Source organism: Dietzia aerolata (assembly GCF_014144865.1).
GTDB classification, from domain to species: Bacteria; Actinomycetota; Actinomycetes; order Mycobacteriales; family Mycobacteriaceae; genus Dietzia; species Dietzia aerolata.
Genome location: NZ_JAALDM010000222.1, coordinates 24,593 through 37,356, shown reverse-complemented (window position 1 = coordinate 37,356; position 12,764 = coordinate 24,593). Strand labels below are relative to the sequence as shown.

Annotated in this window: 12 protein-coding genes; 8 read left to right on the top strand and 4 right to left on the bottom strand. The window is 66.7% G+C overall.

All coding sequences use genetic code 11. The annotated features are described in order from the left end of the window. The first annotated feature begins 108 nt into the window (after positions 1–108). Positions 109–1,620 carry a hypothetical protein gene (locus G6016_RS16910; RefSeq protein ID WP_187354567.1) on the top strand — a complete coding sequence of 504 codons (1,512 nt, stop codon included), beginning with the start codon at positions 109–111 and terminating at the stop codon, positions 1,618–1,620. A gap of 168 nt (positions 1,621–1,788) precedes the next feature. Here the strand turns inward: G6016_RS16910 and G6016_RS12775 are convergent, their stop codons facing one another. The 4 genes from G6016_RS12775 to mptB all read right to left on the bottom strand — a co-directional run bounded on the left by G6016_RS12775 (position 1,789) and on the right by mptB (position 6,143). Then, positions 1,789–2,772 carry a COX15/CtaA family protein gene (locus tag G6016_RS12775; RefSeq protein WP_338403605.1) on the bottom strand — a complete coding sequence of 328 codons (984 nt, stop codon included), beginning with the start codon at positions 2,770–2,772 and terminating at the stop codon, positions 1,789–1,791. 38 nt (positions 2,773–2,810) lie between these two features. After that, a complete protein-coding gene (locus G6016_RS12770) occupies positions 2,811–3,521 on the bottom strand; it encodes an ABC transporter permease (RefSeq protein WP_241730284.1) in 711 nt (236 codons plus the stop codon). A 77-nt stretch (positions 3,522–3,598) separates the two neighbouring features. Then, positions 3,599–4,534, bottom strand: a complete 936-nt coding sequence (locus G6016_RS12765; protein ID WP_182633015.1) for an ATP-binding cassette domain-containing protein — start codon at positions 4,532–4,534, stop codon at positions 3,599–3,601. A 25-nt stretch (positions 4,535–4,559) separates the two neighbouring features. Then, positions 4,560–6,143, bottom strand: a complete 1,584-nt coding sequence (gene mptB / locus G6016_RS12760) for a polyprenol phosphomannose-dependent alpha 1,6 mannosyltransferase MptB (protein ID WP_182633014.1) — start codon at positions 6,141–6,143, stop codon at positions 4,560–4,562. A 178-nt stretch (positions 6,144–6,321) separates the two neighbouring features. Here mptB and G6016_RS12755 point away from each other — a divergent pair, with 178 nt between their 5' ends. The 7 genes from G6016_RS12755 to G6016_RS12725 are packed head-to-tail and all read left to right on the top strand — an operon-like array spanning position 6,322 to position 12,753. Beyond that, positions 6,322–7,059, top strand: coding sequence for a helix-turn-helix transcriptional regulator (locus tag G6016_RS12755; protein ID WP_182633013.1), 738 nt, complete (start codon positions 6,322–6,324; stop codon positions 7,057–7,059). Next, complete coding sequence (sufB, locus tag G6016_RS12750; RefSeq protein ID WP_182633012.1) at positions 7,056–8,507, top strand: Fe-S cluster assembly protein SufB; 1,452 nt, start codon at positions 7,056–7,058, stop codon at positions 8,505–8,507. The genes G6016_RS12755 and sufB overlap by 4 nt, the downstream gene beginning before the upstream one ends. Positions 8,508–8,512: 5 nt before the next feature. After that, positions 8,513–9,721, top strand: coding sequence for a Fe-S cluster assembly protein SufD (gene sufD, locus G6016_RS12745; protein ID WP_182633011.1), 1,209 nt, complete (start codon positions 8,513–8,515; stop codon positions 9,719–9,721). Between the two features lie 59 nt (positions 9,722–9,780). Then, a complete protein-coding gene (gene sufC / locus G6016_RS12740) occupies positions 9,781–10,551 on the top strand; it encodes a Fe-S cluster assembly ATPase SufC (protein WP_182633010.1) in 771 nt (256 codons plus the stop codon). A gap of 18 nt (positions 10,552–10,569) precedes the next feature. Then, the gene (locus tag G6016_RS12735) at positions 10,570–11,826 is read left to right on the top strand and encodes a cysteine desulfurase (protein WP_182633009.1); all 1,257 of its coding nucleotides are present in this window, start codon (positions 10,570–10,572) and stop codon (positions 11,824–11,826) included. Beyond that, positions 11,827–12,276, top strand: a complete 450-nt coding sequence (gene sufU, locus G6016_RS12730; RefSeq protein ID WP_182633008.1) for a Fe-S cluster assembly sulfur transfer protein SufU — start codon at positions 11,827–11,829, stop codon at positions 12,274–12,276. Between the two features lie 6 nt (positions 12,277–12,282). Then, positions 12,283–12,753: a metal-sulfur cluster assembly factor gene (locus G6016_RS12725; protein ID WP_182633007.1), complete on the top strand. Its 471-nt coding sequence runs from the start codon at positions 12,283–12,285 to the stop codon at positions 12,751–12,753. The last annotated feature ends 11 nt before the right edge of the window (positions 12,754–12,764 follow it).

Here is a 12,764-nt window from a genome sequence, read left to right as displayed (position 1 = left end):
CAGTATCCGCGTCTGAGCTCATTCGTGCAGTACCAGATTTGCCGTGCCGTTCACTGTCGACGGGAGTGGCGGTCGGTGGAGTCGGACCGAGGCGATAAGGTACGGCACATGAGCCTGCAGATTCTTCCCCAGTACGCCGGGGGACCGCGTGCGCGGACGACCGGCTGGCCCGCCCTGACCCTGACCCGGTCCGGTGAGGCGCCCCAGAACACGGCAGAATCGGCCCCCACCGATACACCTGAGCCTGTGTCCGGCACCGCCGGGAATGCAACGCCAGAGCCGCAGGGTGCCGCGGCGGCTGAGACCACAGCTCCGGATGAGCCAGCGGCGGCTGAGAGCACCGCGCCCGAGAAGCCGGCGGGGACCGCAGCCAAGGGGAAGATCACCCTGGGCGGAGCCTCCAGCGCCAAGGCCCCAGGTGGGGGGTCGGCGAGCAAGCTCGTACTGGGCGGCGGTGCCGCAGCGGCTGCTGCCGGTGCGGTCGCCGCCTCAAACACCAGCAACGGCCCGGCTACGGCCGACAAGTCCGCTGATAGTGCAGATGCGCCCTCCACCGACGCAGCTCCCGCACAGCAGGCAAGCCCTGACAGCTCTGCAGAGAAGCCGGCCGACACGCCGGCCTCCGGCAGTGCCAAACCCGGTGCGCTCACTCTCGGCGGCTCGTCCGCAAAGGCGCCCGGCGGCAAGGGCGGCGGACTCTCCCTGGGTGGGTCTTCGGCCAAGGCTCCCGGCGGCAAGCCGAGTGGTCTCGGTGGCGCCTCCGCATCCGAGGCTCCTGCCGACGAGGCGAAAGCTGAAAAGTCCACGCCAGCTGAGGAGGCTGGCACGGAGGACAAGCCGGCAGCTCAGAAGTCCGGTGGACTCAAGCTCGGCGGCGGGGGAGCCAAGGCCCCTGGCGGCAAGGGTGGCGGACTCACCCTCGGCGGGTCCTCCGCCAAGGCCCCCGGAGGCAAGGCCGCAGAACTGGACGCCGGTGCTACGGCCGAGACCACGGAAGATGCTGCGAAGTCCGAGAAGGCGGGCGCGGAGGACAAGCCCGCTGTCCAGAAGTCCGGTGGACTCAAGCTCGGCGGCGGGGGAGCCAAGGCACCCGGTGGCGGTAGTTCCGGCGGACTCAAGCTCGGTGGCGCCGCAGCTGCTGCAGGTGCTGCGGCAGCCGGTACCGCCGCGGTGGCCGGGTCGAAGGACGACAAGGCGGCAGAGTCCGCTGCCGACGATTCCGCCGCGACGACCGAGGCTCCGGCAGCGGAGAAGAAGGAGCCCGCCGCTTCTGCGCCTGCAGAGAAGGCCCCTGCGGAGAAGATCGAGGCCGCCCCGGTCCCCGCTGCACCGACCGTGCCCTCGCGAGCCTCGAAGTTCGTGACCAAGTTCCTGTCGCGCCACGGTGGTTCGGCCGACGTCGTCCTGCAGCCGACCGGCCGCCGCGGGGTCCGTATGACGTTCGTTGGTGCCGACGGGGTCATGGACGACCTGATGGTGGACTCATTGTCCCAGGCCGAGGCCGTTCGAGACGGAATCGAGGGGCTTACGGGCTCGGACTGGACTCGCGAGCTCATCTCGCGGACTGATGTCCCCGCGGGGCATTGGAAGAGGATGGCCGGCTCCGGCTCACTTCTGTGACCTGATCAGCGACACAATGACGGCCCCGCCAAAGGCGGGGCCGTCATTTTTGCCCGATGTCCCAGGTGCAACGCACTCTGCCCTAGTCGTGGGGAACGACCGTCCACCGACGTGACGGAAACGCTGGTGCTCGACGCCTGTGCCGAGCGCGTGATCCGAGCCCGAAGTTCAGGACCGGATGCGGTCGCGAATCGTTCCCGCCGCCCACAGTGCACCGGTGACCGCGGTGATGGTGCCGGCGAGCGTCACGTGAATCACCACGAGAAGCTCGGGGACACCGAGCTGGTACTGGGTGATACCGACAACCGCCTGGAGGGCGATGAGTCCGATCAGGATCGCGCCGCGTCGGATTGCGGGCCCGGGCGTCTTGAGCGCCATGAGACCGGCGACGAGCCCGATGAGAAGACAGACGTAACCGACCATCAGTTCGGCATGGAAGTGCACGAGCCACTGGATGGGCAACTGGAGGCGGTCGGCTACCCCGATCCGGGCGTCACCGGCGTGCGGCCCGGCACCGGTGACCATCGTGCCCGAAACCAGCACGCAGGCGAGGAGAACGGCTGACAGGACCGTCAGCCACCGCAGCGGAGTGGGGATGACGCGGCGCGGGGCCGCGGCGTCGTCCTCGCCTATCCGCACGAAGAGAATCGCGGCCACCCAGGCGAGAACCATCGACGGGAGTAGGTGGAGCGCCACGGTCCACCAGGCCAGCCCCGCCAGCACGGTGATACCACCGATCACGGCCTGCGCGACGATCCCGAGCGGCATCATCCAGGCGAGGACGAGCAGTTGCTTTCGCCGTCCGGCACGGTGGAGCGCCAGGATCAACGCGACGGCCACGGCCACGAGCACGAACGTCAGGAGCCGGTTTCCGAACTCGACGGCCTGGTGTAGCGCGGGAGCGGCGCCGGGCACGGGGACGAAACTGTCCTGGTTGCATCGCGGCCAGCTTTCGCAGCCGAGTCCGGACGCGGTGACCCGGACGGTGACACCGGTGGTCATGATGCCGATCTGGGCGATGACGTTCGCGAGCGCGATACCCTTCTGGGCTCGCAACGACGGCATCGGGAGCCTGGACAGTGGTCCGCCGTCTGCCTTCGGTGTGGTCTCGGCCGGGGTTCCGGAGGACGTGGCGCGCGATGTCGAGGTCACGTGCCCGATTCTAGGCCGCGGGTCGCGACGGTCTGCTATCAGGTGAACGAGAAGTGACGTACGGCAAAGCCGCCGCAGACGCCGGTCCAGCACAACAGGACAAGCGCCGGAAGCACGGGGAGACCTCCGGTGTCGGCGGCGAGGAGCGCCTCGGTCAGTGCGTAAGAGGGGACGACGACGAGGAGGTCAGCCACCCGGGAGGGGAGTTCCGCCACTCCGATGGCGAGTCCCGCGGCTCCGATGAGGACAAACCAGATCAGGTTTGCCAGTCCCAGGACGATCTCGGCACGCATCGTGCCGCCCAGCAGCAGGCCAATCGACGAGAATGCGGCCGACCCCAGCGCGATCATCAGGGCCCCCACCAGGATCCCCAGCGGCTCCGGGCGCCACCCCATGGCCACCGCGATGGCACCGAGAATGACCGTCTGGCCGGCCACCAGGATGAGCGTGGCCAGGATTTTTCCGGCAATGATGACGATGGGCGGAAGCGGGGTGCCACCGAGCCGTTTCAGTGCGTCGTAGCGGCGGTCGAAGGCCACAGCTATCGCCTGTCCGGTGAACGATGTCCCCATCACGGACATGGCGAGGACAGCCGCGATCGCGTGATCGACCCGGGGCTCCGGGACGGCACCGAAATCGATCGCGACGAGAGCGATGAGTGCGGCCAGCGGAATGATAAGCGCCACCAGCAACTGCTCACCGTTGCGCAGGAACAGCGTCAGTTCTATCCGGGTCTGCGCGCCCGTCATCCGGCGAAGGGTGGCCGGCCTCGACGGCCGGGCGAACGTGCCGGGCGCGAAGCGGTTGGTATCCGTACTGGGGTGGTTCATCGCAGGTCCCGTCCGGTCAGGTCGAGGAAGACCTCCTCGAGACTCCTGGACCTAGTGGCCAATGAGGTGAGTTGGACCCCGTGCCGCTCGAGTTCGGCGCACAGCGCGGTCATGAGTGCGGGGGAGACCGGGCCGTCGACCTCCAGTACTCCTGTCCCGGACCCGGTGGTGACAGTGTGTCCCGGCCCTACCGCGCCGTCGAGGAGAGCCGGGGCGATGTCTCCGTCGACGACAAGGGTCACCCCCTCGGTGGCGCCGGCTCGTTCGAGTTCGGCAGGAGTGCCGGAGGCCACCTGCCTGCCGCGGTCGACGATCACCACCTCGTCGGCCAGAGTCGAGGCCTCGTCCATGAGGTGAGTCGTGAGCAGGACAGAGGCACCGTCGCGGCGGAGCGCACGGACCAGATCCCACACCGCGAGGCGGGCCTGCGCGTCGAGACCGGCGGTCGGCTCGTCGAGGAACACCAGTTCCGGTCGGCCGATCACGGCGATCGCGAGGGACAGTCGTTGCTGTTGCCCGCCGGACAGCCGTCGATAAGTGGTCGAGACGTGTTCGCTGAGACCCAGTTCTGTCAGGAGCCATTCCGGGTCGAGGGGATCCTCGTAATAGGAGGCGACCAGACGGAGCATTTCGCCTACCCGGACCCCCGGGTAGGCGCCGCCGCCCTGCAGCATCATGCCGATGCGACTGCGTACTGCCTGTCGGTCGGTCACCGGGTCCATGCCGAGAACGCGCACCGTGCCGTCATCCGGCCGCTGAAAGCCCTCACAGATCTCGACTGTCGTGGTCTTGCCGGCACCATTGGGCCCCAGCAGTGCCATGACCTGACCTCTCTCGAGAGTCAGATCCAGGCCTGCGACGGCGGTCGTGTCGCCAAAAGTCTTGACAAGTCCGTCGACCTGCAGTGCGGGGGAGTCGGTCGATGGAGTCACGGCTGCCGATTGTATGCCGACACCGTCAGCGGTAACGCAACAGCCCTGGCCAGCGGAACATCGCGATGAAAACGATCAACACCACGACCACGGTTGCAGCCCATGCCTGAATGGTGACAAACGGTGGTAGCCCGGCGCCGGGAGGAAGGGTGAAACACGCGAGGATCGCGCTGACCGCGACCACCGGGAGCCGGAACTCCACGCGCGACGCCCACGCCGCCAGGGGCACGAGGGCCCAGAGCACGTACCAGGGATGAACCACCGGGAAGCACAGCACGATGGCGGCCATCGAGACTCCGAGGCCTCCCACAGGGTTGATGCGTCCGGCCTGGACGGCGAACAGCATGCGCACGGTGAACGCCGCCGCGGCGATCAGTGCTGCGGTCTGCACCATCACGAGGATCTGTTCAGTGTGGTCACCGAGACCGAGATACTGCCCTATGCCTCCGGCGATGACGCCGAGGGCCGTCGGCGGCGACAGCCAGCTCCGAAGCGATGTCGCCGCGCCGAGCTTGGTGATCCATCCGAGACCCGATGAGGTGATCAGCATCGCCACGCCTGTGGTGGTGCCGGCCAGGATGAGCATCACCACGGTCGCCTTGAGGGTCGCCAGCCATCCGGCTCCCCACCTGCGCGCGAGTGCCATACCGATGAATCCCAACGCCACGACGGTCGGCAGCTTCACCAGAGCCGAACCGGTCACCAACACGGTGCCGAGGATGAACAACCCCGTAGTCCGAGTACCGGGTGGCGCCTCAATGGCTCGCAGGGCCACGACCAGCCCGATGGCGAGCAGGCCCATCATGAACGCCTCGGAGTGGATTCCGGAGACCAGGTGGAACAGCACCAGCGGATTCGCCACGGCCAGCCACAACGCGGCCACGTCGGAGACACCGCAGTACTCGGCGAGCCGAGGAACCGCCCACCCGAGCATGAGGATGCCGATCACCGCCACCACCCGGTGCAGGACCGTTCCCGCCACCACGTCGTCACCGGTGATCGTGTGGATGAGTTTCTGTACACCCAGGTACAAGGGTCCGTATTGGTTGGGCGTGTCACGCCAGATGTCCGGAACGTTCACCGTCAGGGGATGCGCGGTTCCCAGGGCGGAGACGGGGCCCAGCGAATAGGGGTCGTCAAGCGAATTGCCGATGGCCCCCTGCGCCAGATAGCTGTAGACGTCCTTGCTGAACATCGGTGGCGCAAATGCCAGCGGCAGCGCCCACGAGGCGATGATGCGGTCGAGCGTCGCTCGATCGATCCGGCCGCTGAGTCGTCCGCGCCGATCTCGTCCGAGCACGTAGGGAGCCAACAGCAGCCAGCAGATGGTCACCATGACCATGCCCGCCATGACGATCGTCATCGACGACTGCTGGAGTCGAAGCCACAGTCCGAACAGTCGCTCACCGGCCGCGGGATTCTGGAGGACCGGCAGTGCGCCCGCGCCGAGCGCACCGACCGCCATGGCGACCGCGGACGTGGTCCCGATCAGTCGAATCCGATCCAGGCGGGCTATCTCCGCCGACATGGGGGAGCCGGTGGACAGCTCCTCCGTGTGCAGCCTGGCGGTCACCGCACCGGCGCCACGCCTGGGGAATTCTCGTGCCACGATCCCGACCTTCCTCACCCCTCGAGCGACAGTCGGACCTCACTCGCGAACACCCTCACGGCCGCGCCTTGCGACGCGCTCGGGGGTAGGGGAATATTTCCGACACAAGTTTGTTGCGTAATATCAGGTGGTGCGTCTCACTTGGGGCGCAACGAGCATAACCGGAAGGGAGTGGCGAATGAGCGTGCAGCACGTCTATGACACCAGCGCCCGCCCGGATACCCGCTCGGCGATCCGGGAACTCCTCTTGGAACGAGGAGCCCTCACCGCGACCGAGATCGGTAACGAACTCGGCCTGACCCCGGCCGGGGTCAGGCGGCATCTGGACAACCTCGCCGATGCCGGCGAGGTGGAGCCAGCCCACACCCGGCCGGCCGGGACCCGCGGTCGGCCGGCAAAGACGTTCCAGGTGACGGCCACCGGCCGAAGCACCGCCCGCCACGGGTACGATCACCTCGCTGTTGAGGCACTGTCAGCGCTGCAGCGCGTGGGTGGCTCCGAAGCGGTCATCGACTTCGCCAGGGAGCGCGTCCGTTCGGTCATCGGCCACATCCGCCCGGCCGAGGGGCCGGATGACGTGGAACGCGCCGCCGCGGACATTGCGACCGCACTGTCGGATGCAGGCTATGCCTCCTCGGTAGAGGAAGTGGGCACAGGGCTGCAGATCTGTCAGCATCATTGCCCGGTATGGAATGTCGCTTCGCGGTTCCCCGAACTGTGTGAGGCCGAGCAGGAGGTGGTGTCCGAGATCGTGGGCACACACGTCCAGCGCCTCGCCACCATCGCAGGCGGAAATTGCGCCTGTACCACCAACATCCCGACCGGGACTCTGGCAGCAGAAGATCTCGCTGCCACGATCCCCGCACCGGCCGGCGCACCCGCGTCGGTTTCGACCGCCGAAAGGACAGTGCGATGACCATCACCCCAGACCAGGTGACGGCCGACGTCACCGAGCCGACCACCGACGAGGAGCGGATCGCTTCCATCGGCCAGTACAACTACGGCTGGCACGACTCGGACGACGCCGGTGCCACCGCACAGCGTGGACTCTCCGAGGCGGTCGTGCGCGACATCTCCGCCAAGAAGAACGAGTCCGACTGGATGCTCGACAAGCGACTCAAGGCGCTGCAGATTTTCGACAAGAAGCCGATGCCCGCGTGGGGCTCGGACCTGTCGGGTATTGATTTCGACAACATCAAGTACTTCGTCCGTTCCACGGAGAAGCAGGCCACCAGCTGGGAGGACCTGCCCGAGGACATCAAGAACACCTACGACAAGCTGGGCATTCCCGAGGCTGAGAAGCAGCGCCTCGTGGCCGGTGTGGCCGCGCAGTACGAGTCCGAGGTGGTCTACCACCAGATTCGCGAGGACCTGGAGAGCCAGGGTGTCATCTTCATGGACACCGACACCGCGCTCAAGGAGCACCCCGAGTACTTCGAGGAGTACTTCGGTTCGGTCATCCCCTCTGGTGACAACAAGTTCTCCGCGCTGAACACCGCCGTCTGGTCGGGCGGCTCGTTCATCTACGTCCCCAAGGGTGTGCACGTCGACATCCCCCTGCAGGCCTACTTCCGGATCAACACCGAGAACATGGGCCAGTTCGAGCGGACCCTGATCATCGTCGACGAGGACGCCTACGTGCACTACGTCGAGGGCTGCACCGCGCCGATCTACAAGTCGGACTCGCTGCACTCCGCCGTCGTGGAGATCGTCGTCAAGAAGGGCGGCCGTTGCCGCTACACGACCATCCAGAACTGGTCGAACAACGTCTACAACCTGGTGACCAAGCGTGCTCGTGCCGAAGAGGGCGCGACCATGGAGTGGATCGACGGCAACATCGGTTCCAAGGTCACCATGAAGTACCCGGCCGTGTGGCTGACCGGCGAGCACGCCAAGGGCGAGGTGCTCTCGGTGGCCTTCGCCGGCGAGGGCCAGCATCAGGACACTGGTTCCAAGATGCTTCACCTGGCGCCCAACACGTCGTCGAACATCGTCTCCAAGTCCGTGGCACGCGGCGGCGGGCGTTCTGCCTACCGCGGTTTGATCCAGATCAACCCCGGCGCCAAGGGCTCCAAGTCCAACGTCGAGTGCGACGCGCTGCTCGTGGACAACATCAGCCGCTCCGACACCTACCCCTACATCGACATTCGTGAGGATGACGTCACGCTGGGGCATGAGGCCACGGTCTCCAAGGTGAGCCAGGACCAGCTGTTCTACCTCATGAGCCGTGGGCTGGAAGAGGACGAGGCCATGGCGATGATCGTCCGTGGGTTCGTCGAGCCCATCGCCAAGGAGCTCCCGATGGAGTACGCGCTCGAGCTCAACCGCCTGATCGAATTGCAGATGGAAGGATCGGTGGGCTGACCACCATGACCGACACCACCACCCCCACCACGGAGACCGCCGCCGCGCCGGTTACCGACCGCTACGGCGTTCCCGTCGGCGCCACCAAGGGCGACCAGTTCTCCTCCTTCGACGTTGACGCCTTCGAGGTGCCGAGCCACAAGGACGAGATCTGGCGGTTCACCCCGCTGCGTCGTCTCCGCGGCATCCATGACGGATCCAACGTCACCGCATCGGGTCGCATCGCCGTGACCGTCGCCGAGCAGGACGGGCTCCGTGCCGAGACCGTTGACTCGAAGGACAAGCGGATCGGCGAAGCCGGTGCACCCCGGGACCGCGTCGCGGCCCAGGCCTTCACCTCGGCTGACGAGGCCACCATCATCACGGTGGCCAAGGAGAAGGTCATCGCCGAACCCGTCTACGTCACCGTCGACGGTCCCGGCGAGGGCAACATCGCCTTCGGCCATACCCAGGTCCGACTGGAGCCCTTCGCCAATGCCACTTTCGTGGTGGATCAGCGCGGCGGCGGCACCATCGCAGAGAACGCCGAGTTCGTCGTCGGCGACTCCGCGCATCTGGAGGTCGTGCTCATCCAGGACTGGGATGACGACGCCCTGCATCTCGCCGCGCACCATCTCCTCGTCGGCCGCGACGCCACGGTGACGTACACCGTCGTGACCTTCGGCGGCGAGATCGTCCGCATCGCGCCGTCCGTTCGGTACGCGGGCCCCGGCGGCACCGCCCACCTCAACGGCCTGTACTACGCCGACGACGGTCAGCACATCGAGCATCGCCTGCTCGTGGACCACGCGGTTCCGCACTGCACCTCGCGGATCCTCTACAAGGGCGCATTGCAGGGCGACGCGAAGTCGAATCTGCCGGACGCCCATACCGTGTGGATCGGTGACGTCCTCATCCGGGCGGAAGCCCAGGGCACGGACACCTACGAGATGAACCGCAACCTCGTTCTCACCGACGGTGCGCGGGCCGACTCCGTGCCCAACCTCGAGATCGAGACCGGCGAGATCGCCGGTGCCGGTCACGCCAGCGCCGTCGGCCGTTTCGACGAGGAGCACCTGTTCTACCTCATGTCCCGCGGCATCGCCGAGGACGTCGCGCGGCGTCTGGTGGTCCGTGGCTTCTTCGGCGAGGTGATCAACCGCATCGGTGTGCCCGAGGTTCGCGAGCGGATCACCGAGGCCGTCGAGCTAGAGCTGCAGTCCTCCGGCATCTGACGTCCAGCACTTCAGTCATCACCCCTAAGACCTGAACACCGAAGATTGCGAGCACTGAAATGACCACTCTCGAGATCAAGGGCCTGACGGCCCGCGTCGCCGCCACCGAGGACTCCCCGGAGACCGTCGAGATCCTCAAGGGCGTCGACCTGACCATCGAGTCCGGTAAGACCCACGCCATCATGGGCCCCAACGGCTCCGGCAAGTCCACGCTTGCCTACGTCATCGCCGGCCACCCCAAGTACGAGGTCACCGGTGGCACCGTGACCCTCGACGGCGAGGACGTCCTGGCGATGGAGGTCGACGAGCGTGCGCGCGCCGGACTGTTCCTGGCGATGCAGTACCCGACCGAGATCCCCGGTGTCTCCACCGCGAACTTCCTGCGGAGCGCGGCGACCGCCGTGCGTGGTGAGGCACCCAAGCTCCGTCACTGGGTCAAGGAGGTCAAGGAGGCCATGTCTGACCTCGACTTCGACCCGGCGTTCTCCGAGCGCAGTGTCAACGAGGGCTTCTCGGGCGGCGAGAAGAAGCGCCACGAGATCCTGCAGCTCGACCTGCTCAAGCCGAAGATCGCGGTTCTCGACGAGACGGACTCCGGCTTGGACGTCGACGCCCTGCGCGTCGTCTCCGAGGGAGTCAACCGCTACAAGGCGGAAGAGAACGGCGGAATCCTGCTGATCACGCACTACACGCGGATCCTGCAGTACATCAAGCCCGACACGGTTCACGTGTTCGTCGACGGCCGCATCGCCGCCTCCGGTGGTGCCGAACTGGCCGACGAGCTCGAGGCGAACGGGTACGAGAAGTACCTGACGCCGGCGAACGCCTGACCAGACAGCTGGGAGACCATGACCTCGACTCTCGATCTCACGACCGTCCGCGCGGATTTTCCCATCCTGAGCCGGACCGTCCGTGACGGAAAGCCCTTGGTGTACCTCGACTCCGGGGCCACCTCGCAGCGACCGGTCCAGGTACTGGATGCGGAGCGGGATTTCCTCATGCACTCCAACGCGGCAGTGCATCGGGGCGCGCATCAGCTCGCCGAGGAGGCCACGGACGCCTACGAGGGCGCCCGGGCCGACATCGGCCGCTTCGTGGGTGCCGATGTAGACGAGTTGGTGTTCACCAAGAACGCCACCGAGGCCCTGAACCTCGTCGCGTTCGCCCTCGGAGACCCCCGCTTCGGCGAGTACACCGTCGGTCCCGGGGACGAGATCGTGATCTCCGAGCTGGAGCACCACGCAAACCTGGTGCCCTGGCAGGAACTGTGCCGACGTACCGGGGCGACCCTGCGCTGGTACGGGCTCACCGACGACGGCCGTATCGACCTCGACTCGATCGAGCTCACCGATTCGGTGAAGGTCGTGGCACTCACCCACCAGTCGAACGTCACCGGTGCGGTCACCGACGTCGCCCGCGTCGTGGATTCGGCTCATTCAGTCGGTGCGCTGGTGGTCCTGGACGCCTGCCAGTCCGTGCCGCACATGGCGGTGGACTTCCACGCACTCGGAGTCGACTTCGCGGCGTTCTCCGGCCACAAGATGCTCGGCCCCACCGGGATCGGAGTCCTCTACGGGCGTCGAGGGCTTCTGCGTGCGATGCCGCCGGTGCTCACCGGGGGATCGATGATCGCCACGGTGACGATGGAAGAGTCCACCTATGCCGATCCGCCGCAGCGGTTCGAGGCCGGGGTGCCGATGGTGTCCCAGGCGGTCGGGCTTGCCGCGGCTGTGCGCTACCTGGAAGCAGTCGGGATGGACACCGTCGCCCGGCATGAAGAGACACTGACCGCCGCGGCGCTCGAGGCGCTCGGGGACATCCCCGGCATCCGGATCATCGGCCCCACCGACACCGTCGACCGCGGTGGCGCAGTGTCGTTCGTGGTGGACGGGATCCATGCGCACGACGTGAGCCAGGTGCTCGACGATGACGGAGTCGCGGTGCGGGTCGGTCACCACTGCGCGTGGCCGCTGCATCGGCGTCTCGGTGTGCAGTCGACAGTGCGGGCCTCGTTCGCGTTGTACAACACCGTCGACGAGGTTGATGCGCTGGCACGGTCGTTGCGCCGTGCGCAGGAATTCTTCGGAGTGGAGGGCGTGCGCTAGATGAAACTCGAGCAGATGTACCAGGAAGTCATCCTGGATCATTACCGCCGGCCCCACCACAGCGGCCTGCGGGATCCGTTCGGCGCTGAGGTCCACCACGTCAACCCGACGTGTGGCGACGAGCTGACGCTGCGACTGCAGCTCTCCGACGACCAGAGCACGATCGAGGACATCTCCTACGACGCCCAGGGCTGCTCGATCAGCCAGGCCTCCACCTCGATGATGGCGGAACTCCTGGTCGGTCGGCCCGTGTCGGAATCCCTCGAGGTATTCGAAGGCTTCCACACCATGATCTCGTCCCGCGGCCAGGACGAAGGTGACGAGGAACTACTGGACGATGCGGTGGCACTGGCCGGAGTGTCCCGCTACCCGGCGCGCGTCAAGTGCGCCCTACTGGGCTGGATGGCGTTCAAGGACGCTCTCGCACAACAGACCGAACACCAGGAGTGATGTGACATGACCGAGCAGATGACACCTGCCAACGACCCGTCCGTGGACGACCCCAACTCGGCGGCCGAGAACGAGACGGCACCCGGAACCGCCTATAACGGTGAGTTCCGGCCCGACCCCAATCGTCCGGAACAGTCCGAAGAGGATCTCGCCCTGGTCGCGGATCTCGAGGAGGCCATGCGCGACGTCGTGGACCCCGAACTCGGGATCAACGTCGTGGACCTCGGCCTGGTCTATGACATCTGGGTCCGCCCCGGAGAGACCGAGGGATCCACGATCGCTCGCGTCGACATGACCCTGACCTCCGCCGCATGCCCGCTCACCGACGTGATCGAGGACCAGGCCCGCAGCGCCACCATCGGGTCGGACCTGGTCAACGAGCTGGAGCTCAACTGGGTCTGGATGCCGCCGTGGGGCCCCCAGATGATCACCGACGATGGTCGCGAGCAGCTCCGCGCCATCGGATTCACGGTCTGATCAGGCACACG

Coding starts and splice junctions, on each gene's coding strand:
- G6016_RS16910 (WP_187354567.1), top strand. CDS start 109: ATGAGCCTGCAGATTCTTCCCCAGTACGCCGGGGGACCGCGTGCGCGG.
- G6016_RS12770 (WP_241730284.1), bottom strand. CDS start 3,521: ATGACGGGCGCGCAGACCCGGATAGAACTGACGCTGTTCCTGCGCAAC.
- G6016_RS12755 (WP_182633013.1), top strand. CDS start 6,322: ATGAGCGTGCAGCACGTCTATGACACCAGCGCCCGCCCGGATACCCGC.
- sufB (WP_182633012.1), top strand. CDS start 7,056: ATGACCATCACCCCAGACCAGGTGACGGCCGACGTCACCGAGCCGACC.
- sufD (WP_182633011.1), top strand. CDS start 8,513: ATGACCGACACCACCACCCCCACCACGGAGACCGCCGCCGCGCCGGTT.
- sufC (WP_182633010.1), top strand. CDS start 9,781: ATGACCACTCTCGAGATCAAGGGCCTGACGGCCCGCGTCGCCGCCACC.
- G6016_RS12735 (WP_182633009.1), top strand. CDS start 10,570: ATGACCTCGACTCTCGATCTCACGACCGTCCGCGCGGATTTTCCCATC.
- sufU (WP_182633008.1), top strand. CDS start 11,827: ATGAAACTCGAGCAGATGTACCAGGAAGTCATCCTGGATCATTACCGC.
- G6016_RS12725 (WP_182633007.1), top strand. CDS start 12,283: ATGACCGAGCAGATGACACCTGCCAACGACCCGTCCGTGGACGACCCC.